This is a genomic window from Candidatus Limnocylindrales bacterium (assembly GCA_035571835.1).
Lineage (GTDB): Bacteria > Desulfobacterota > Binatia > UBA1149 > CAITLU01 > DATNBU01.
This window is the reverse complement of record DATNBU010000002.1, coordinates 169,395-189,169: the sequence shown is the minus strand read 5'-3', so window position 1 is coordinate 189,169 and position 19,775 is coordinate 169,395. Positions and strand designations below refer to the sequence as shown.

The 19,775-nt window shown below is 65.6% G+C and carries 17 protein-coding genes; 8 read left to right on the top strand and 9 right to left on the bottom strand.

Annotation, left to right across the window (positions count from 1 at the left end):
• A partial coding sequence (locus VN634_01400; protein HXC49514.1) for a MoxR family ATPase occupies window positions 1-954 on the bottom strand: 954 nt, incomplete at its 3' end.
• Window positions 955-1,300: 346 nt separating this feature from the next.
• Entirely contained in the window at window positions 1,301-2,542 is a 1,242-nt protein-coding gene (locus VN634_01395; GenBank protein HXC49513.1) for a hypothetical protein, read from the bottom strand.
• Between the two features lie 323 nt (window positions 2,543-2,865).
• Here VN634_01395 and VN634_01390 point away from each other — a divergent pair, with 323 nt between their 5' ends.
• From VN634_01390 to VN634_01375, 4 genes are all read left to right on the top strand, one after another.
• Window positions 2,866-7,263, top strand: a complete 4,398-nt coding sequence (locus VN634_01390) for a hypothetical protein (protein ID HXC49512.1) — start codon at window positions 2,866-2,868, stop codon at window positions 7,261-7,263.
• A gap of 73 nt (window positions 7,264-7,336) precedes the next feature.
• Complete coding sequence (locus VN634_01385) at window positions 7,337-7,510, top strand: hypothetical protein (protein HXC49511.1); 174 nt, start codon at window positions 7,337-7,339, stop codon at window positions 7,508-7,510.
• A gap of 63 nt (window positions 7,511-7,573) precedes the next feature.
• The gene (locus VN634_01380) at window positions 7,574-8,230 is read left to right on the top strand and encodes a glutathione S-transferase family protein (GenBank protein HXC49510.1); all 657 of its coding nucleotides are present in this window, start codon (window positions 7,574-7,576) and stop codon (window positions 8,228-8,230) included.
• Window positions 8,231-8,315: 85 nt separating this feature from the next.
• Window positions 8,316-8,726, top strand: coding sequence for a GFA family protein (locus VN634_01375; GenBank protein ID HXC49509.1), 411 nt, complete (start codon window positions 8,316-8,318; stop codon window positions 8,724-8,726).
• Window positions 8,727-8,806: 80 nt separating this feature from the next.
• On the opposite strand, the gene VN634_01370 is transcribed toward VN634_01375, so the two are convergent.
• Both VN634_01370 and VN634_01365 read right to left on the bottom strand, forming a co-directional pair.
• Window positions 8,807-9,304: a VOC family protein gene (locus VN634_01370; GenBank protein ID HXC49508.1), complete on the bottom strand. Its 498-nt coding sequence runs from the start codon at window positions 9,302-9,304 to the stop codon at window positions 8,807-8,809.
• Between the two features lie 14 nt (window positions 9,305-9,318).
• Window positions 9,319-10,077, bottom strand: coding sequence for a glyoxalase/bleomycin resistance/extradiol dioxygenase family protein (locus tag VN634_01365; GenBank protein HXC49507.1), 759 nt, complete (start codon window positions 10,075-10,077; stop codon window positions 9,319-9,321).
• A gap of 262 nt (window positions 10,078-10,339) precedes the next feature.
• Here VN634_01365 and VN634_01360 point away from each other — a divergent pair, with 262 nt between their 5' ends.
• Both VN634_01360 and VN634_01355 read left to right on the top strand, forming a co-directional pair.
• Window positions 10,340-10,903, top strand: coding sequence for a GNAT family N-acetyltransferase (locus VN634_01360; protein ID HXC49506.1), 564 nt, complete (start codon window positions 10,340-10,342; stop codon window positions 10,901-10,903).
• A 36-nt stretch (window positions 10,904-10,939) separates the two neighbouring features.
• The gene (locus VN634_01355; protein ID HXC49505.1) at window positions 10,940-11,347 is read left to right on the top strand and encodes a GFA family protein; all 408 of its coding nucleotides are present in this window, start codon (window positions 10,940-10,942) and stop codon (window positions 11,345-11,347) included.
• Between the two features lie 286 nt (window positions 11,348-11,633).
• Here the strand turns inward: VN634_01355 and VN634_01350 are convergent, their stop codons facing one another.
• The 4 genes from VN634_01350 to VN634_01335 all read right to left on the bottom strand — a co-directional run bounded on the left by VN634_01350 (window position 11,634) and on the right by VN634_01335 (window position 14,772).
• On the bottom strand, window positions 11,634-12,656 hold the full coding sequence (locus VN634_01350; protein ID HXC49504.1) for an esterase-like activity of phytase family protein: 1,023 nt from the start codon (window positions 12,654-12,656) through the stop codon (window positions 11,634-11,636).
• Window positions 12,657-12,727: 71 nt separating this feature from the next.
• Window positions 12,728-13,846 (bottom strand): nitronate monooxygenase family protein, encoded by a 1,119-nt coding sequence (locus VN634_01345; GenBank protein ID HXC49503.1) that lies wholly within the window; start codon window positions 13,844-13,846, stop codon window positions 12,728-12,730.
• Window positions 13,843-14,586, bottom strand: a complete 744-nt coding sequence (locus VN634_01340; protein HXC49502.1) for a TetR/AcrR family transcriptional regulator — start codon at window positions 14,584-14,586, stop codon at window positions 13,843-13,845. The genes VN634_01345 and VN634_01340 overlap by 4 nt, the downstream gene beginning before the upstream one ends.
• 63 nt (window positions 14,587-14,649) lie before the next feature.
• On the bottom strand, window positions 14,650-14,772 hold the full coding sequence (locus tag VN634_01335) for a hypothetical protein (protein HXC49501.1): 123 nt from the start codon (window positions 14,770-14,772) through the stop codon (window positions 14,650-14,652).
• 1 nt (window position 14,773) lies between these two features.
• Between VN634_01335 and VN634_01330 the strand changes: the two genes are divergently transcribed.
• Entirely contained in the window at window positions 14,774-16,075 is a 1,302-nt protein-coding gene (locus VN634_01330; GenBank protein ID HXC49500.1) for an acetyl-CoA hydrolase/transferase C-terminal domain-containing protein, read from the top strand.
• A 172-nt stretch (window positions 16,076-16,247) separates the two neighbouring features.
• The gene (locus VN634_01325) at window positions 16,248-19,241 is read left to right on the top strand and encodes a PAS domain S-box protein (protein HXC49499.1); all 2,994 of its coding nucleotides are present in this window, start codon (window positions 16,248-16,250) and stop codon (window positions 19,239-19,241) included.
• Here the strand turns inward: VN634_01325 and VN634_01320 are convergent.
• The gene (locus tag VN634_01320; GenBank protein ID HXC49498.1) at window positions 19,199-19,771 is read right to left on the bottom strand and encodes an NADPH-dependent FMN reductase; all 573 of its coding nucleotides are present in this window, start codon (window positions 19,769-19,771) and stop codon (window positions 19,199-19,201) included. The two genes, VN634_01325 and VN634_01320, sit on opposite strands and share 43 nt — an antisense overlap.
• Between the last annotated feature and the right edge of the window lie 4 nt (window positions 19,772-19,775).

The window sequence follows — 19,775 nt, the reverse complement described above, 5'->3', positions numbered from 1 at the left end:
TTCGGCTTCGTACGTAAGGCTGACGCGGTGGCGCAGCACGTCGGGTGCGAGCGACTTGACGTCGTGAGGCGTCACGTACGTGCGGCCCTGCAGGAACGCATGCGCACGCGCACCGCGCAGCAGCCAGAGCGATGCGCGAGGGCTGGCTCCGTATTCGATCATGCCGTCGAGATCGGGTGCTCCGGCGCTGGCCGGCTCGCGCGTCGCGCGGACGAGGTCGACGATGTAGTCGCGCACCTTGTCGTCGACGAAGACCTGGTTGACGGCGCGCTGCGCGCCGGCGATCTCCTCCACGGTTGCGACCTTGCTTACGTGCGGCTCGGCAGCAGCGACGCCGATGCGGTCGAGGATCTTTCGTTCGTCGTCGCGCGACGGGTAGCCGACGCGGATCTTGAGCATGAAGCGGTCGACCTGGGCTTCGGGCAGAGGGTAGGTGCCTTCCTGTTCGATCGGGTTCTGCGTGGCGAGCACGAGGAACGGCTCGTCCATCTTGTGGGTCTTGCCGCCGATGGTTCCCTGGCGCTCCTGCATCGCTTCGAGGAGCGCGGCCTGCACCTTGGCGGGCGCGCGGTTGATCTCGTCGGCAAGCACCAGGTTCGAGAAGATCGGACCCTTCTTGATCGAATAGGTACCTTCCTTCGGGTTGAAGATCTCGGTGCCGATCACATCGGCCGGCAGCATGTCGGGTGTGAACTGGATGCGGGAAAAGCCGGTGTCGATGGCGCCCGCGAGGCAGCGGATCATCAGTGTCTTGGCCAGGCCCGGCATGCCTTCAAGAAGGACGTGGCCGCCGGCGAGGAGTGCGGTCAGCAGGCGCGTGACCATCAGCTCCTGTCCGACCAGGACCTTGCCGATCTCTGCAACCAGCGTCGGGCCGAGCTGGGCATAGCGTGCCGCGTCCGCGGCGCTCGGCTGACCGGAATACGAACCCTGAACGGCCTGTTCGGTGCTCATCGCGGGATCCCTGCTCCTTTCATGTCATGCTGGGTTGTAAGGCTCGTCCATTCGCGGGGAGCATCGGCTCCCGGACGGACGGAGCTTCCACGGACGGACCTCGGGGGCTCGATTCGACGAACGGAGCCGTTGCGGAGGGTCACATCGATGGAACGCCGGGCGACTATGCGTCAGGCGCGTCACAAGTTCCAAGTTGTTGCCGGGACGCCGGGTGGGGTGGGTCTATTCAAACTGGCGGCGGATTTTACCGGGGCCGCACCGACGTGCGGACGCCGGAAGCATCCGGCGCCCGCATATCAAGGATTGGCCGCGAGCGCCGGAAACCCCGGCGCTCGCGAAACCAGCGCTAGAACTTTCCTTTGACGCTCGTGGTGAGCGAGCTCGAGTTGTTGAAAGGGTACTCGTAGATCGTTTCGGTGGTGCTGATCGAAACCACGTTGTCGATGCTGCTGCATTTCTTGCACGTCACCTCGACAGTGAACGTGAAGAACTCGTTGCTCTGCGGGTCGAGAGTCCCGACATCGCAGACGAGACTTCCGAACTGCTCGGTGCAGTCGATGCTGCTCGAGACGAGCGTCGTGCCTGTCGGAATCGGATTCGTGACGACGATACCGGTTACCGTGTCGGGACCGAGATTGACCGCCTGCAGTGTGTACTCGATGGTCCTGTGACCCTTGTTCCGGAATTTCTGCGCGCCATTGGTCACGATGAGGTCGGCCGTGACAAGGTCGGCCCCGGTCAGCGCGAGGCCTTTCGAGTCGCCCGAAAGGGTCCGCACGTACGTGATATCAACGCCGTCGACGCCGGTCGTTCCCGGAATCTCCACGGTGTAGAGATCGGTAAAATTCGCCATCAGCAGCGTTACATTGCCGCCGTCGCTCGAGACGAACATGAGCGCGGTCGGCTCGAGGAAGGTATCGTCGGAAGATATAAGGGTGCCTCCGCAGGGGTCGGTCGGATCGGCCGGCAGGTTGGTCGTGTCGATCAGCTCGAAGGTGGTGGCACAACCCTCACCGAAATTGCAGTTCATTGTTGCGTGATAAAGCGTGCCGTCACCGTAGGCGAGCGTATGGCCGTCGCCGTTGCCGAGGTCTGCCGCTACGCAAAGCTGCGTCAGTTCGCCGTTGGCCGGATCCACTTGATACAGCGTGTGCTTGTCAGTCCCGCCCAGCCCGGTCACCACGTAGATCGTGGCCGAATCCGCACCGAACGCGAGCGACGATACTTTCTGCGTCGTCCCGAGCGGTCCGACGTCTGTCGCTATCCCGGTCGTCGGGTCAATGGTGACCAGCTCGCGCGGAGCGCTGCTTTGGTTGCAGTTGTCGATCGTGAGAACTGCCCAGAGATTCCCGGTCGTCGGCTGCGTGGCAAGGCCGTTTCCGTAACAGACCGTGTGTCCTTCGAGCGTAATCTCCATCAAGAAGTTCTGGCTGTCGGCGTTGCTCGTATCGAACGTCCAGAGGTAAGGATTGCGCGAGTCGATCGATAGCTGTGTTGCCGGCTGAGCAGCGGCCGGCATGGCTGCGAGCAGCGCACCGGCCAGTATGACCGACGCAGGAATGAACGCTGCGGAACGTACTGATTTCATGTTCTCTCCTTGATGATTGAAAAGTTGACGACCCCCAGGAGCTGCCCCTCACGCTGAGTCCCGCCCGGACCATCACGTGCGTACAGAAACCTGTCAAGAAGGGCCGGCGAGACAGCTTCGCGACTTTCTCCTGTTGAGTCTGGAACTATGGCTTTCATCCCCGGCCATCTGCCCTCGCGATCCCGAGGCAATCAGGTGTGCCGAACCCCAGGGTGTCAGCCGCGCGACCAGCTCCGGCCGGTCAAAACGGAGCTTGCGTTCGAGCGTTTCCAGCCAGTAAAAGTGCATTTCTCTCCGTCTCCAGTCGAGCTATCGGGGGCTGAATGCGTTTTCCTCAGGAACGCGCCGGGCAGCGGATGCGCGCGTTCGCTCTTGCAGCGCTATGCACGGCGGTCAGCGTTGTTGGTTTCGTTGATCGCGCCTTCGCGCGATCAGGCGAGTCGCTGGCGCTTGCGCATCTGCTCCATGCCGATGGCACGGTCGCTCTCAATACCGGCTACACCGGCACGGTCGACGTCACCGGGTTCCGCATGGAAACCGACTCCAGCGGAGCGCCGCACTTTGTCCGCGAGACAAGTTCGGCCACGGGCCCCGGCTTCGATGCCGGGCAGCCTGTCGCAGAGACTGCGGCCTTCGCGCCGGACGCCGGCGGCAACTGGGACGCACGCTTCGGCGGCCCGCCGGGCGTTGGAGGAACCGTTCTCGCGCTGGCCGTGATCGGTACCGATCTCTACGTCGGCGGTAACTTCCTTACGGCCGGTGGTCTCGCCGCAAACCATGTCGCGAGATGGGACGGAGTATCGTGGCATGCGCTCGGGGCCGGGCTGAACGGCGACGTTCTCGCGCTCGCGGTGATCGGCTCGGATCTGTACGCGGGTGGCGCGTTCACTACTGCGGGCGGGCAGGCTGCGTCGCACGTCGCGAAGTGGGATCAGCTGTCGTGGTCATCGGTCGGAAGCGGCGTCAACGGCGAAGTTCGGGCGCTGACCGCCGTCGGCACCGATCTTTACGCCGGAGGCCTGTTTACGACGGCGGGCGGCGTTGCCGCAGCGCACGTCGCGAAGTGGAGCAGCTCGGTGTGGTCCGCGCTCGGCGCCGGAACCAACGCGGCGGTGAACGCGCTTACGGCGATCGGCGGCACCGTCTACGCGGGCGGAACTTTTACGACGGCCGGCGGTGTGGCTGCACTTCGAATCGCCAGATGGAACGGCTCCGCATGGTCGGCTCTCGGCGCGGGAATGAACGGCACGGTTCATTCGCTGGCTGCGATCGGCTCGAGCCTTTACGCCGGCGGATTCTTCACGACGGCCGGCGGCGTATCGGCCGACTACATTGCCAGATGGAATGAAAGCGCGTGGTCTGCGCTTGGAAAGGGCATGGACAGCGGCGTCTATTCGCTGATCGCGATCGGAACGGATCTGTACGCGGGCGGAGATTTCACGACTGCAGGCGGCGCGGCGGCCGACATCGTGGCGAAATGGAACGGCACGGCGTGGTCGGCGCTCGACACGGGAACCAACGGCGTCATCTACGCGCTCGCCGCAATTGGGAGCAACGTGTACGCCGGCGGCGATTTCACGACGATCGGCGGCGAATCGGCGGCCGGAATTGCTGTCTGGAAGGGCGCATCGTGGAATTCGCTCGGAAACGTCAGCGGCAAGGGGATGAACGGACGCGTCGAGGCGCTCGCGACCATCGGCACGACGCTCTACGCCGGAGGATTCTTCACGGTCGCCGGCGGCGTGCCGGCTGCCTACATCGCAAAGTGGAACGGACTCACCTGGTCGCCGGTCGGCGGCGGAATGAACGCCGAAGTCTACGCGTTTGCGGTGATCGGAACCGATCTTTACGCGGCGGGGACATTCACCAGCGCCGGAGGCACCAGCGCAAACCGCGTCGCGAAGTGGAACGGATCTTCATGGTCGGCGCTCGGCAAGGGAACCAACGACGACGTCTATGCGCTGGCGGCGAGCGGTACGAATCTTTACGCGACAGGTGCGTTCACGAGCGCAGGCACCGAGGCGAACGCGAACCGCATCGCGAAGTGGAATGGATCCACGTGGACGGCGCTCGGTACCGGACTCGACGACTCCGGATTCTCGCTCGAAGTGATCAGCACCAGCGTCTACGCGGGCGGCGCGTTTCTGAATGCCGGCGGAGTCCCGGCAAGTCACGTCGCGGCTTGGAACGGCTCGTCGTGGTCGGCGCTCGGCAGCGGCACCAGCGGCGCCGTCTATTCGCTCGCTGCGCTCGGCACGGACCTGTACGCAGGAGGCAGCTTTCTTACGGCCGGCGGCACGATTGTGAGGAATGTTGCGAAGTGGAACGGGTCGGTGTGGTCGGCGCTCGGATCGGGCACGAGCGGTCTTGTCTACGCACTCGAATTCCTCGGCACGAATCTTTATGCAGGCGGGGATTTTTCGAGCTCGCCCGCAAGCTATGTCGCAAGATGGAACGGGTCGTCGTGGAGCGGGCTCGGCGCGGGCACGAACTCGAGCGTTGCTTCCCTGCGCGCGCTTGGCCTCAGCCTTTACGTCGGCGGCGAGTTCCGCACGGCCGGCGAGCACGCGTCCTCGTTCATCGGCCTGTACTACACGGGCACGTGCGGAAACGGCGTCGTCGACGCCGGCGAGAGCTGCGATCCGGTCGTCGACGATTCGGCCGAGTGCTGCAACGCAACGACGTGCCAGGTCGGCGGTGCCGGCGACGTCTGCCGTGAGTCGACCGGGCCGTGCGACGCGGCCGAGACCTGCAACGGAACGTCGGGCACGTGTCCGCCCGATGCGTTTCGCGCTTCGTCGTTCGCGTGCCGGAGCTCGGCCGGCGTCTGCGACATTGCCGAAACCTGCACCGGAACGAGCGCGCTCTGCCCGCTCAACGCGTTCAAGAGCTCTGCATCGTCATGCCGGAGCGCGGCGGGCGTCTGCGACGTCGGCGAGAGCTGCACCGGAAGCTCTGCTTCCTGTCCGGCCAACGCATTCATGCCGTCGTCGGCGATGTGCCGTGCATCGGGCGGCGTCTGTGACGCTGGCGAGCGCTGCACAGGTTCGTCGTCGGCCTGTCCGACGGATGTGCTGTCGCCGTCGTCGGCCGTTTGCCGCGCAGCCGGCGGTCCGTGCGACGTGGCGGAAAAGTGTACCGGCTCGACGACGATCTGTCCGGCGGATCTGCTCGCACCGGTTTCGACCGTATGTCGCGCTCTCGCTGGCAGCTGCGACGTGGTCGAGAAGTGCACCGGATCGGCAGTCGCGTGTCCTTCCGATTCGCTGCTGCCCGAGTCGACCGTCTGCCGCGCTATCGCCGGTGTGTGCGACGTTGTCGAGACCTGCAGCGGCACGTCGGCGGCCTGTCCCGCCGATGCATTCCTGACGTCGCTCGAGGTCTGTCGTACATCCGGCGGAGTGTGCGATGCGGCCGAGCTTTGCAGCGGGTCGGCAGCCAGCTGCCCGGCCGATGCCCGGTTGCCGTCGTCTGTCGCATGTCGCTCATCGGGCGGGCCGTGCGATGCGGCCGAACGGTGCACGGGCTCGGCCACGTCGTGTCCGCCGGATGCGCTGGCGCCGCTATCGACGGTGTGTCGCGCCGCTGCCGGAGCGTGCGACGCCGTCGAGAAATGCAGCGGGTCGGCAGCGTCGTGTCCTGCCGATGCGATGCTTGCGTCGTCGGCCACGTGCCGCGCAGTCGCGGGCGCATGCGATGTTGCCGAGAGCTGCAGCGGCACTTCGCCGGCGTGTCCTGCGGATGTGTTCGCAGGGTCCGCGCAGGTCTGCCGTGCGTCCGGCGGTGTCTGCGATCCGGCCGAGCAGTGCACGGGCTCAGGTGCTTCGTGCCCGGTCGATGTACTCGCGCCTTCGACGGTGCTCTGTCGCAGCGCGTCCGGGCCGTGCGACGCCGCAGAGTCGTGCAGCGGCTCGGGGGCGCAGTGTCCAGCCAATGCTTTCGCTCCGAGCAGCGAGATCTGCCGCGAGTCTGCCGGAATCTGTGATCCGGACGAGCACTGCACGGGAACTGGCGTGAGCTGTCCGGCAGATCTGCTCGCGTCGACGACTATGCTCTGCCGTGCGTCCGCGGGAGTCTGCGATACGGAGGAGTATTGCACGGGCGACGCCGCGGCGTGCCCGGCCGACGTGTCCGCATCGACGGCGGTGCTGTGCCGCGCGTCTGCCGGCGTCTGCGATGCAGACGAATACTGCACCGGCGCCGCAGTGGCTTGTCCGGCCGATGGCTTCGTGTCGACCTCGACGATCTGCCGCGAGGCTTCGGGCGAGTGCGACGCCGCGGAAGCGTGTACGGGCGATGCGGCGGACTGCCCCGACGATTCGTCGAAGCCGGCCGGGACCTCGTGCGGTGACTTCCCGTGCGATCATCCGCACGCCTGCAGCGAGAACGGACAGTGCGTGCCTGCGCAGGACGGCGCTGGCTGCGACGTGTGCGGCAATGGATTGACCGAAGCTCCGGAGGAGTGCGACGACGGCGATGCCGAATGGACCCAGGGCGAAGGGTGCAACGGCGCCTGCGAGCTCGTCTCGTGCGGCGACACCAACGACTCCGGCACGCTGACCGCCGGTGATGCGCTGTTCGCGCTGAAGGCCGCGGTCGGGGCCGAAGCCTGCGATCCTTCTGTCTGCGACGTGACCGGCGACGCAACGGTCGGTGCCTCCGATGCGCTGCTGATCCTGCGCTCGGCCGTCGGCGACGACGTCACGCTCGCGTGTCCGTAGCTTTCTGCGTCGCAACGGGTTTCGCACAAGCGTGCGCCGTGCAGGCCGGCAGCGCGCCGGCTATGGTTTCGCGATGCACGACGACGACATTTCCCATGGCAGCCGCGTACGAAGCCAGGTGGTCCCGCACGTCGAGGTCTGTCCGGCATGTGCCGGGCCGATCACCGGACGCAGCTGCAAGATGTACTGCACGAACCCGGCGTGTGAGCTCTGCGGACGGATCATCGAAAATTGCGCCGGTGACTGAAACGTCGGATAGGGCACTCGTAGCAGCCGGACGCCGACCGCCTGCGCTGCGAGGAGTTCGAAGATGTCGCTCGAGCTGTATGCCCACCCGTTCTCGTCCTACTGCCAGAAGGTCCTGATCGCGCTCTACGAGAACGCGACCCCGTTCGAGATGCGCGTTCTCGGCGGCGACGAGAAGATCGCCGCCGAGCATCAACGGCTGTGGCCGCTCGGCAAGATGCCGGTGCTCGCCGACGACGGCCGGGCGGTCGTCGAAGCCAGCATCATCATCGAGCATCTCGGGCTGTTTCATCCGGGGCCGGTCCGGTTCATTCCCGCGGACGCGAAGGCGGCGCTCGACGTACGCATGATGGACCGCTTTTTCGACAACTACGTGATGACGCCGATGCAGAGGATCGTCGCCGACTTCATGCGGCCGCCGGAGCAGCGCGATCGCCAGACGCTGGACGAGTCGCATGCGCTTCTCGACAAGGCGTATCGCTGGCTCGACGGTGCGCTCGACGGCCGCTCGTGGGCTTGCGGCGAAGCCGTCAGCCTGGCCGACTGTGCAGCCGCGCCGGCTCTGTTCTACTCGGACTGGGTTCATCCGGTTGACGAGGCGTTGGTCAACGTGCGGTCATACCGCCGCCGTCTGCTTGCCTGGCCATCGTTTGCGCGTGCCGTCGAGGAAGCGCGGCCGTTCCGGCACTTCTTCCCGCCCGGCGCACCCGATCGCGACTGACATTGTTCGAAATGACCTTTTTCATTTCCGGTCGGGCGGCAATGATGGGCAATATTGCGAAAGCCATAAGAGCAAGGAGGTCCTGATGATTGTCCACGGTCGTTGTCATTGCGGTGAAATTGCGTACGAGGCCGACGTGGATCCGGAGCGCGCCGGGATCTGCCACTGTACCGACTGCCAGATGCTTTCGGGTTCGGCATATCGCGTGGCGGTTCTTGCCGACCGCGATTCGTTCTCGATCACGCGCGGACATCCGAAGATCTACGTGAAGACCGCCGAGAGCGGCAACCGGCGCGCACACGCGTTCTGCTCGAACTGCGGGACGCCGGTGTACTCGTCGGCCGTCACGGATCCGCCGACGTATGCGCTTCGCGTCGGTTGCCTCGACCAGCGCGCCGAGCTCGCGCCGAAGCGACAGATCTGGTGCGCGTCGGCAGTGCCGTGGTCGAGCGACCTGTCCGCCCTGCCGAAGATTTCCGGCCAGCCGCCGGCCTGAGACGTCGGGGACAGACGCCGATCTGGCGAAATCGGTGTCTGTCCTCGATATCCGAAAATCGGTGTCTGTCCCCGATTTCGCTACGCGGCGTAGGCTTGCTCGAGGCCTTCGATGTCGAGCTTCTTCATCGACAGCATGGCGCGCATTGCGTTCTGCGATTTCGGCGACGCGGGGTCGGACAGCATCTGCGGCAGAGCTTCGGGCACGATCTGCCACGACACGCCGTAACGATCCTTGAGCCAGCCGCACTGCTGGGCTTTCTCGTCGCCGCCCATCGACAGCTTCTCCCAGAAATAGTCGATGTCTTTCTGCGTCGCGCACGTGACCTGGAACGAGATCGCTTCGCTGAAATGAAAGATCGGCCCGCCGTTGAGCGCCGTGAACGGCTGGCCGTCGAGCTCGAAGGACACCGTCATCACGCTTCCCGGCGGACGTCCGTGAATCTCCTTTCCGACTTCGCTGTAGCGGTTCGTCATGGTGATGCGCGAATTCGGAAAGACCGACGTGTAGAACTTCGCAGCTTGCTCGGCCTGGTCGTCGAACCACAGGCACGGCGTGATCTTCTGGCTGAGTTTCATCGCCGTCGTCTCCGTCACGCAGCGGCGGCTGCGGCCTGCGCCGGCTCGTCGATCGCCCAGGCGATGCCGAACGGATCGATCATGCGTCCGAAGCGGTCGCCCCAGAACGCACGCTCGAACGGCATCGTGGCCTTGCACCCGGCCTCGAGCGCTCGGTTCCACCACAGATCGCCGTCGGCGACGACGAGATTGTTGGTAAAGCTGTTCGACGGCTGCAGCGGATAGCCGTGCTCGGGCATCGGATCGTTGAACATGATCGAGCCGCCGTTGATCTCCATATGACAGTGCATCAGCCGCTTGCCATCCTGATGCGCGTAGCGGCGCAGCTCTTTGGCGCCGAAGGCCTTCTCGTAGAACTCGGACGCCTTTGCCGCGCCGTCGACCATGAAGCTCGGAATCACGCCGCCCATCACGCGGCGCTCCGCCATCATGACCGGAAACGCATAGCCGAGGCACTCGCACGTGCCGTCGCCGGCGATTGCCAGGAATTCCTTGATCATCGCGACGAATTTTTCCTTCGACGGCGCCTCCGAGATCGACATCCCGCCGGCGGACATCAGGACGGACTCGCCGGCGGGTCCCTCGGTGACGGTGTACTTTCCATTCTTCAGCGTGATGCGAAGCCCGACTTTTTCGCGGTGACCGAGCGCGCCTGCCAGCAGCAGCTCGCCGGACGCGAGCATCCTCGTGGTCAGCTCTTCCATCTTCGCGGCCTTTTCGGGAGTCGGCAGCGGCGTCGGGGTTTCGGGTGTGAACAGCGACAGAAAATGCATGGGAATCTCCTTGGGTTCCGATTCTGGTTCTGGTGGTCGCGGCGGTTGCCGGTCGGACCGGCACGGGGCCGCATTGCCCTAAGGACGTCCGGGGCAAGCCAACACCGACACCGGTCCGAAAAAAAGCGCGCGCTGCTCCCCATCGAGGGCTCGCCGCAGAAGAGGCAGGCGCCGCCCGCCGGCCTTCTCACAATGGTCGAGGGCGGGTATCAGTATCCTGGCGGAAGCCGCGTATTGCCGAACTTGCCTGAGGACTTTGAAGTTGACAGATCTCGCCGAAACCCCGCGCATGCCGTTCGACCCGAAAATCCTCCAGACGCCGCGCCTCGTGCTGCGTCCTCCGCGTGACGAGGACGCGCAGTCGATCTTCGACAACTACGCGTCCGACCACGACGTGACCCGCTTCGTGAGCTGGCCGCGCCACGAAACGGTCGAGGACTCGCGACGCTTCATCGAGCTCTCTCATTCCGAATGGGCGCGCTGGCCTGCCGGTCCGCTGCTGATCGAATCGCGCGTCGACAAGCGCCTGATCGGTGCGACCGGGCTCGCGTTCGAAAAGCCGTATCGCGCATCGACCGGCTACGTGCTGTCGCAAGGCGCATGGGGAGCGGGATTCGCGACCGAAGCCGTGCGCGCGGTCGCGCGGCTCGCGCAGGCGAGCGGTGTGCTGCGACTGTACGCCGTCTGTCACGCACACCACTTCGCGGCCGTTCGCGTGCTCGAGCGCAGCGGCTTCCTGCGCGAAGGCGTCATGCGCAGATACCGGATTTTCCCGAATCTTCACGACCCGACGCCGCAGGACGTCGGCCTCTACGCGCGCACCTGAACGGCGCGTGACGTCCAGGTGCAGGGAGCGACGAACATGGCTGAAATCACCGGAGGCTGTCTTTGTGGCAACGTGCGCTATCAAGCGTCGGGTGAGCCGATCTTCCAGGGCGTCTGCCACTGTACCGACTGCCAGCGCAGCGCCGGTACGGCGTTCAACGTCACGATCGCTTTCAGGGAAGACGACGTCCGGCTGACCGGCGAGCTCAAGCTCTACCAGAGCAAAAGCGAAGCCGGAGGCGACGTGAGCCGCTGGTTCTGTCCGACCTGCGGCTCCGGCATCTATTCCCAGCCCGCGACGGCCCCCGGCATGATGTTCGTCAAGGCGGGTACGCTCGACGACACCAGCATCCTCGCGCCCAGGGTCCACATCTTCACCGACAGCCGCCAGAGCTGGCTCACGCTGCCCGATGATGCGCTGACTTTCCCCAGATCGCCGACCTGATCCCAATCCAAAAACGCCGCGCGATACAAAACCGGGTCATCGGGGATTCGGTCTTCCGGCGGCTTTGATCTATCGCTGCATTCGCCTCGATGAAGATCGTCGGCACCAAGCTCTCGACGACCTGTGTGGGTCCGGTTTCGGGGTTTTTGATCAAGCCGGTTCAGTCGAACATTCCGCGGGGAATGTGGCCCAGGTTTCGTCCGATGCAGCAGCGCTCAGAGTGATCGGTATCTTGAGCGCATGCAGCGGATGGGCGGTGGCGACGGGTCGGAAAGATTTCGTCGGATCACGGCAGAAGCTCGAACATCATCAGCAGCGTTCGCTGGATCGGACGATTGAAGTTGTCGTCGGACAACATGTAGACGAGCGTCGCGCCGGACGGATCGCGCCGGACAGACAATCCTTCCATGTTGTCGACCTCGAACGTCGTATCCATACGGCCGACGATCTCGCCGTCGAGCGGATGATCGCCGGCAGGATCGTCACGCTTCCAGGGCATCCGCCGCAGCTCGATGCCGATGCCCTGCACCGGATCGTAGCGGCGCTCGAGCGTGAGCAGATTTCCGTCCGGCAGCATGCGTATGTCGGTCATCGCGTACGGCAGGATCGGCACGATCGCGCGCGGCGCGGGCGTACGCGAGTCTGCGTTCGCGGCACCGGGCTGGTGATCGGCCGGAACAAACGGCAGCACCCACGCGCGATAATTGCCTGCGCGGTTCCGGAATCGCTCGTCGACGGCGAACAGCTCGCCGTCGCCGACCAGCGTGATTCCTTCGAGGCCGCCGTTGCGCGGGGCCTTGAGCGCCTCCGGCGGCAGCGGGAAGTTGACCGGCCGCGCGTCGACTCCGTCGTTGCCGAACGCGTAGCGCCACACGCGGTGGATGCCCTCGAAGCTCACGAACAGGTCGTCGTTCTTTCCTTCGACTGCCGTCGCAAGCCCCTCGGCATCGCCTTTCTTGTCGACGAGCGGATTGCCTTCGAGATCGCGCATCGGTGCGATCGTGCCGCCGATCGCACGCACGAGCCGGCCGTCGTCGTACTCGAGCGTACCGGTAATCCAGTGCGACTGGTCGGAGACTGCAATGAAACTGGCGCCGTCGCTGCTGACGAGCAGCGCCGAGAGCCCGCCGAAGTCGGGATCGGTCGAGCGGAGCTCGAGGCCGCCGCGGAAGCGCAGCTTGCCCTGCGTCGTTGCCGTGGGATCGGTGCGCGAGAATCCGACCGTGCGGTTGTCGAGCACGAGCGGACGCGCGACGTCGCCGTCGCGAAGACAGCCGCAAGCGCCGGCGGCCAGCGCGAGCACGGCCACCGTGGCAGCCGCGTGCCCGCCAGAGCGCGGTACGCGCGTCGCGAAGCGCGAAACGTGCGCTGCGAAGCGGTCTACGCGTCCGGCAGCAGCGACCTCAGCCGTTCGGTCGCCGAGATGTAGTCCTGCACCATGTCTTCGATCACCCGACGCGTGGAGCGGATCTCGTTCATGCGACCGACGATCTGTCCGACCGGATTGAAGCCGACCGCCTGGGCCTTCGAAGCATAATGATGCCCGCGGCTGACGGCCTCGGCTGTCACCATGAACTGAAGCGGCATGCCGAGCGGCTTCGGATTTTCGGGCTTCTCCCACGCTTCAGTCCAGTCGTTGCGCAGCATACGGCACGGCTTGCCGGTCCACGAACGCGAGCGCACGGTGTCGCGGCTGGTCGCCGAAAGATAACTTTGCTTCTGCGCGGGCGGCGTATCGGCTTCGCTGACCGTAAGCCAGATCGATCCGGTCCACACGCCCTGTGCACCGAGCGCCATTGCCGCGGCCATCTGCTTTCCACTGCCGATGCCGCCGGCCGCGAGCACCGGAATCGGCGCTGCGGCTTCGATGACCTCGGGCCACAGCACGATGCTGCCGATCTCACCGGTGTGCCCGCCGCCTTCGGTGCCCTGCGCGATGATGAAGTCGAGCCCCGCTTCCTTGTGAGACAGCGCCTGCTTTGCACTGCCGCACAGTGCGCCGACGAGGCGGCCGGTCGCCTGGATCTCCTGAATCACTTCGGCCGGCGGCGTGCCGAGCGCGTTCGCGAATGCGCGTACTTTCGGATGCTCGAGCGCCACTTCGACCTGTAGTCCGGCGGTCGCCTCGGTCCATCCGAGAAGCTCACGCGGCTTTTCCTCGCTCGGAAGCTCGGGCACGCCGTGCTCGCTCAGCAGGCGTTTGGCGAAGTCGCGGTGCTCGGCGGGAATCTGCGCAGCGAGCATCACCTGCAGCTTCTCGACGTCCATCTCGCCCATGCCGACGTATTTGCCGGGGATCACGATGTCGACGCCGTAGCCGCCACTGACGTGCTCGTCGAGCCAGTCGAGCTCGACACGCAGCTGTTCGGCGGAAAATCCGACTGCGCCGAGCACGCCGAAGCCGCCGGCATTGCTGACGGCGGCGACGACGTCGCGGCAGTGACTGAATGCGAAAATCGGGAACTCGATACCGAGGCGGTCGCAGATTGGTGTCTTCATCGTGGCTTCCTTTTGCCGGGCGCACTTTTCGTGCGGGCGGGTTTGTCAGGGTTGTCGCCGGTCGAAACCAGCAGGCGATCGGAGACGAGCGAAAGCGTCGCGCCGAGACGATGCTCGAGCGGATAGTCGGGATCGTTGATCCAGTGGGTCATCGCTCCCATGACGACGGAAACCAGCAACTCCGCCGCGAGATCGAGATCGACGTCGTCTCTCACGTCGCCTGCCTGGCGTCCGTCCGCGAGAAGGTTGGCGAACGCCGCCTGCATCGACGCGAGCTCCGCTCCGGATTCTCCGGGTCGTGACGAGCGCAGCACGGCGATGAGAACCCGCCTCGTCATCTCCGGCGCACGCCGCACGAGCTCGGCGCTGCGTGCGGCGAATCCGGCCAGGCGGCCGCGCGTCGTCGCTCGGCGCGCGAGTTGCTCTTCGACGAGGCGCTGAAATCTCGTGAAGACGTCCTGGCCGACTTCGCGCAGCACGTCTTCCTTGCTTCGAAAATGATTGAAGAACGTCGCCTGCGCGATGTCGGATGCCGACGCGATCTTCTCGACGGTCGTCACGTCGTAACCGTCGCGCGCGAACAGGCCGGCGGCCGTTGCAAGAATGTTCTGGTGAAGCTCGCGCCGGCGGCGCGTGCGGCGGCCTTCGGGCGCGATCGCTTTGGCCGTCGCGTCGGCGGTGCCGGGCAAGCCGGTCGCGCGGGAGGTGGAAGCAGCAGCCTGAGTGTTCGTGCGCGACATCGAGTTCCTCCAAACTTGGAGAAACTCCACCTATAATGCAACCGGCAACCCGGGAAATCGGGGTCAGACACCGATTTCGCCAAATCGGTGTCTGACCCCGATTTTGGCTCCGTTTTTTTCGGGCGTCTGCGGATCGAGGGTGGTAACCAGTTGCGGCGCCAGCGAAATCTGGCCGAAGGGATCCACCGTGAGCTCCGCATACCAAACCAGGCTGCGTACCGCGGCCGAGGCTGCCGCGCTCGTCCGGCCGCGCGACGCGGTCTGCGTGCCGCTCGGTCCCGGCCAGCCCGGCGCGTTTCTCGAAGCCCTCGGCGACCGCGACTACGAAGACCTCGCCATTTTCTGCGCGCTCCTGCTCGCGCCGCATGCGGTCCTGTTCAAGCCCGGCGTGCGGGTGCTGTCGGGCTTTTACGGTCCGGTCGAACGCGCGCTGCGTGACCAGGGGCTTCGCGTCGATTTCGTGCCGGCCGACTTCCGCCGCTACGCGCCGGCGATGCGAAGGCTAGGCGCGCGCGTGGTCGCCACCGTGGCGGCCCCGCCGGACTCGAACGGCCGCATGTCGCTGTCGCTTCACGCGGGCGCCAGCATCGACGAGCTGCATCGCGCAGCGGCCGATCCCGATCGATTGCTGGTCGTCGAGATCAATGCGCACCTTCCGCGTACCTTCGGCATCGACCCCGGCCATCCGCACTCGCTCGCGATCGAAGAGGCCGACGTGATCATCGAGAGCGCGCAGCCGCCGCCGACGCTGCCGGAGTCGGCGCCGAACGAAGTCGAGCGTGCGATTGCCGAACAGATCCGCCCGTACATTCGTGACGGGACGACGCTGCAGACCGGCATCGGCGGCATTCCGAGCACCATCGTCGAGCTGCTCGCGTCGTCGCCGGGCGGTGACTACGGCGTACACTCCGAAATGTTCACGACCGGCCTGATGAAGCTGCATCTCGCCGGCAAGGTCACCAACAGGAAGGGCGTTTACGACGGGCTGTCGATCTCGACGTTCGCGCTCGGGACCGAAGAGCTCCACAACTGGCTTCACGAACGCGAGGACGTGCGCTTTCTTCCGGTCGACATCGTCAACGATCCGTCCGTGATTGCCCGCAACAGGCGAATGCTGTCGATCAACGGCGCGCTCGCGGTCGACCTTCACGGCCAGATCGCGGCCGATACGATCGACGGCCGGCAGTTCTCCGGGATCGGCGGCGCCGAGGACTTCGTCAGCGGCGCGTCGTTTTCCGACGGCGGGCACTCGATCGTATGTCTGCCGTCGACGGCGCGTGTCGGAGAGCGCGTGGTCTCGCGCATCGCTGCACGATTTCCAGCCGGAGCACTCGTGACGACGCCGCGTCACCAGGTTGACGTCGTGGTCACGGAGTTCGGCAGCGCCGAGCTCTGCGGGCTGACGGTTGCAGAGCGGGCATCCGCGCTCGCCGCAATCGCGCATCCGATGTTCCGTGATGAATTGCGCGAGGTCGCAAGCCGCCGATAGCGCGCGCAGTCCTCCGGTCTGCCGGCTCGCACGTGCATTGCACCGCGTCGAGACTGCAGCCGTCCGCTTTCCAGAGACGCGCAGGAACCCTAGAATGCGAGCACCGGGCGAGGGGAGGCGCTGAGGCCCGATGTCCACCGTATCTGCACCCGTTTCGCGGGCATCCGCCGCATTGCCATCGCTTTCTGTCAACGTGCAGAACGCGGCACTGCTCGCGACGGCGTATTTCTCGATCGCCGCAGCCGGACACGCGCTGTCGCCGGGCGACGATGCGCTCGGATTCTTCTGGCTTCCGGCAGGACTTCTGCTGGCGAGTCTTCTGCTTTCTCCGCGACCCGCATGGACGAGTCTGCTGATCGGTGCGCTGATCGGAGACGCGGCATTCGGGCTTGCCTACGACCTTGCACCAACGGCGATCGCCGGGCGCTTCGGCGCGACGGCGCTCGAGGCGCTGTTCGGTGCGCTCGCCGTCGAAACGTTCGTCCGCCGCCCGTTCCTCATGACGTCTTCGCGTGAGCTGCTGTGGTTTCTATTCTGGACGGTACCGATTGCGACGCTGCTCGGCGCGAAGGTCGGCGTCGGCCTGAGCGGCTACGAAGGGCTCGTCGATTTCGAGCAGATCTTCTGGCCGCGCTGGGGCAGCAGCGCCATGGGCGTCCTCGTCCTTGCGCCGCACATGCTTGCATGGTCGCAGCCGATGGGGTCGGACATCGGCCTGCGAAAAGGCTCGCGCATCGCAGAAGCGCTGATGCTGGTGCTGGCGACCATCGTGTCGGTGGTCGTCGTGTTCGTTCTCGCGGACGGAATACGCTCACCGCTCCGGCTGTTGCTGGCGGTGCCGGTCATCTGGGCGGGCCTTCGTTTCGGAATGCGCGGAGTGACCACGATCTGCCTCGCGCTGTCGCTGCCGGTCGCATTCTTTACCGGCGCGGCTCTGGTCTCCGGCGACGCCGCAAGCCTGCGGCCCGAAGCCACGGGCGCCGCGCAGACGCTGGTCGCGCTGCTCGACGTGATCGGGCTGATGCTCGCCCTCGTCATCCAGGAAAGCCGCGAGCAGGTGACGGCGATGCGCCGCAGCGAAACCCGTTTCCGCGCGGTCGTCGAAGACCAGACCGAGATGATCGTGCGCTGGAATCCGGACGGAACGAGAACGTTCGTGAACGGCGCGTACTGCCGCGTGACCGGTTCACCGGCAGCGAAACTGCTCGGCTCGAGCTTCGCGCCGACTCTCCCGGAAGCCGACTGGGCCTACCTTCGCGCACGCATCCGCAGCCTGACTCCCGAACGGCCGGTCGCAGTCGGGCTGCAGAAAACCACGCGCGACGGCGGCGAAGAGGTCTGGCAGGAGTGGACGCATCGCGCGCTTTTCGATCCGGACGGCCGTCTGGCCGAAGTGCAATCGACCGGGCGCGACATTACGCAGCGTCGCACCGACGAGCAGAAGATCCGCCGCCTGAGCCGGCTTTATGCGTCGCTGAGCGCCGTCAATCACGCGGTGCTCGCCGAAACCGAGGCAAGCACGTTCCTGATCGCGACGTGCAGGATTCTCGTTGACGACGGCGGCCTCGTGCTGGCGGCGATCGGGCGCGCCGACTTTCAGATCGGAATGATCGAGCCGCTCGCGCGCGCCGGCGCGGCAAGCTCGTTCCTCGATACGATCGAGATCCGGATCGACGATACTCCGCAGGGACAAGGGCCGGCTGCGACCTGCATCCGCGAGAACCGGCCGTACGTCTGCAACCATTACGAAGACGACCCGCGAACGACGCCGTGGCGCGACAGCATGCGGCGCTACGGGATCCTGGGGTCGGCTGCGTTTCCGATCCGGAACTCCGAAGGCGTCTGGGGTGTGCTTGCGCTCTATTCCGGAGAGCCGTCGTTCTTCGACGCGGACGAGCTGCGGCTGCTCGGCGAGATCGCCGACAATATCAGCTTCGCCCTCGAGAATTTCGCGCAGGAGCGCGTCAGGCGCGCCACCGAGGTCGCGCTGCGCGAAAGCGAAAAGCGTTTCCGCATGGCGATGGAGTTCTCGCCGATCGGCATGGCGATCGTTGCGAGCGACGGGCGCTGGATCGACGTGAATCCATCGCTGTGCCGGATCGTCGGCTACGATCGCGACGAGCTGCTGAAGCTCGATTTCCAGACGATCACGCACCCGGACGATCTCGACGCGGACCTGGAGATGATGCAGCAGGTCCTTGCGGGTCGTCTCGACAGCTACCAGCTCGAAAAGCGCTACATCCGCAAGAGCGGGGAGACGATCTGGATCCAGCTCGACGTCGTGCTCGTGCGCATGAGCGATCCTGCCCACTCGTATTTCCTGTCGAAGATCCAGGACATCACCGCGCGAAAAGACACCGAGCGCCGCATCCTCGACCTCAACGTTACACTCGAACGGCGCGTTGCCGACCGGACACGCGAGATCGAGGTCGCCAACCGCCATCTCGAGCTCGCCAATCGCGAGCTCGAGCTGGCTAACCGTGAGCTCGAGGCGTTCAGCGCATCGGTGTCGCACGACCTTCGCTCGCCGCTGCGGCTGATCGAAGGCTTTGCGCAGATGCTCTCCAAGGGCCACATCGATCCGCTCGATACCGAGGGGCTCGAGGACCTCGAACGCATTCGCAACGCCGCGCGCCGCATGGACGAGCGCATCAACGGCATGCTGCGGCTCGCGCGCCTGACGAGAGGACCGCTGCAGAGGGATCACGTTGACCTGAGCGCGATCGCGAACGAAACCATCGAGACGCTGACCGCCGAACATCCGGATCGCCGCGTCCGCGTGCAGATCGAGCCCGGGCTGGCCGTTCGCGGCAGCGCGCCGCTCCTGCGCGCGGTGATGGAGAATCTGCTCGGCAACGCGTGGAAGTTCAGCGCACGCGCACGCGATCCCGAGATTGTTTTCGGTCGCGTGCAGCGCGGAAGGGAACCGATGTTCTTCGTGCGCGACAACGGCGCAGGCTTCAGCATGGAATATGCAGACCAGCTGTTCCGCGCATTCCGGCGCCTTCACGACGAAGGCGAATTCCCCGGAACGGGAATCGGCCTCGTTACCGTCCAGCGCATCGTCCAGCGCTACGGCGGCCGCATCGAAGTCGAGGCCGCAGTCGACAAGGGGGCGTGCTTCTACTTCACGATTCCGGATGGAAGCGGCGCGCCTTCGGCCTGACCGTCGCGTATCGCGATTGCCAGAGCATCGAGCGCCTTGCGGACTTCGGCTTCGAGCCCGGCATCGGCGAGGCGGCCGTCGCCGTCGAGATGGCGACGCGCGAACACGAGCGAAGCTTCGAAGACGAGATCGGCTTCCATCACGCGCAGGGTCGGCGACAATGCAGTCCACGCGTGACCGGCGCCGCTCGGCGACGCCATCAGCAGCGCGACGGGCTTGCCGCTCAGCTCCCCGCTCGAGACGATCCAGTCGAGCGCGTTCTTGAACGAGCCCGGAACGCCGTGCGCATACTCGGGGCACGAGATCAGCACGCCGTCGGCTTCGGCGAGAAGGCTTCTGAGCGCGGCGACGGCCGGCGGCGGCGTCATGCCTTCTTCGTCAAGGTCGGGACGGAAGTGGGGCAGCTCGCCGATCTGCTGATCGAAGAACGTAAAATGCATTCCGGCAGGAGCGATCGCCTCGGCTGCACGAAGCAGCGCGCTGTTGGTCGAGGTTGCCTTCAGGCTTCCGGAGATCGCGAGAATCTGCACGGCG

Coding starts and splice junctions, on each gene's coding strand:
- VN634_01395 (HXC49513.1), bottom strand. CDS start 2,542: ATGAAATCAGTACGTTCCGCAGCGTTCATTCCTGCGTCGGTCATACTG.
- VN634_01390 (HXC49512.1), top strand. CDS start 2,866: ATGCGTTTTCCTCAGGAACGCGCCGGGCAGCGGATGCGCGCGTTCGCT.
- VN634_01385 (HXC49511.1), top strand. CDS start 7,337: ATGCACGACGACGACATTTCCCATGGCAGCCGCGTACGAAGCCAGGTG.
- VN634_01380 (HXC49510.1), top strand. CDS start 7,574: ATGTCGCTCGAGCTGTATGCCCACCCGTTCTCGTCCTACTGCCAGAAG.
- VN634_01375 (HXC49509.1), top strand. CDS start 8,316: ATGATTGTCCACGGTCGTTGTCATTGCGGTGAAATTGCGTACGAGGCC.
- VN634_01370 (HXC49508.1), bottom strand. CDS start 9,304: ATGAAACTCAGCCAGAAGATCACGCCGTGCCTGTGGTTCGACGACCAG.
- VN634_01365 (HXC49507.1), bottom strand. CDS start 10,077: ATGCATTTTCTGTCGCTGTTCACACCCGAAACCCCGACGCCGCTGCCG.
- VN634_01355 (HXC49505.1), top strand. CDS start 10,940: ATGGCTGAAATCACCGGAGGCTGTCTTTGTGGCAACGTGCGCTATCAA.
- VN634_01345 (HXC49503.1), bottom strand. CDS start 13,846: ATGAAGACACCAATCTGCGACCGCCTCGGTATCGAGTTCCCGATTTTC.
- VN634_01340 (HXC49502.1), bottom strand. CDS start 14,586: ATGTCGCGCACGAACACTCAGGCTGCTGCTTCCACCTCCCGCGCGACC.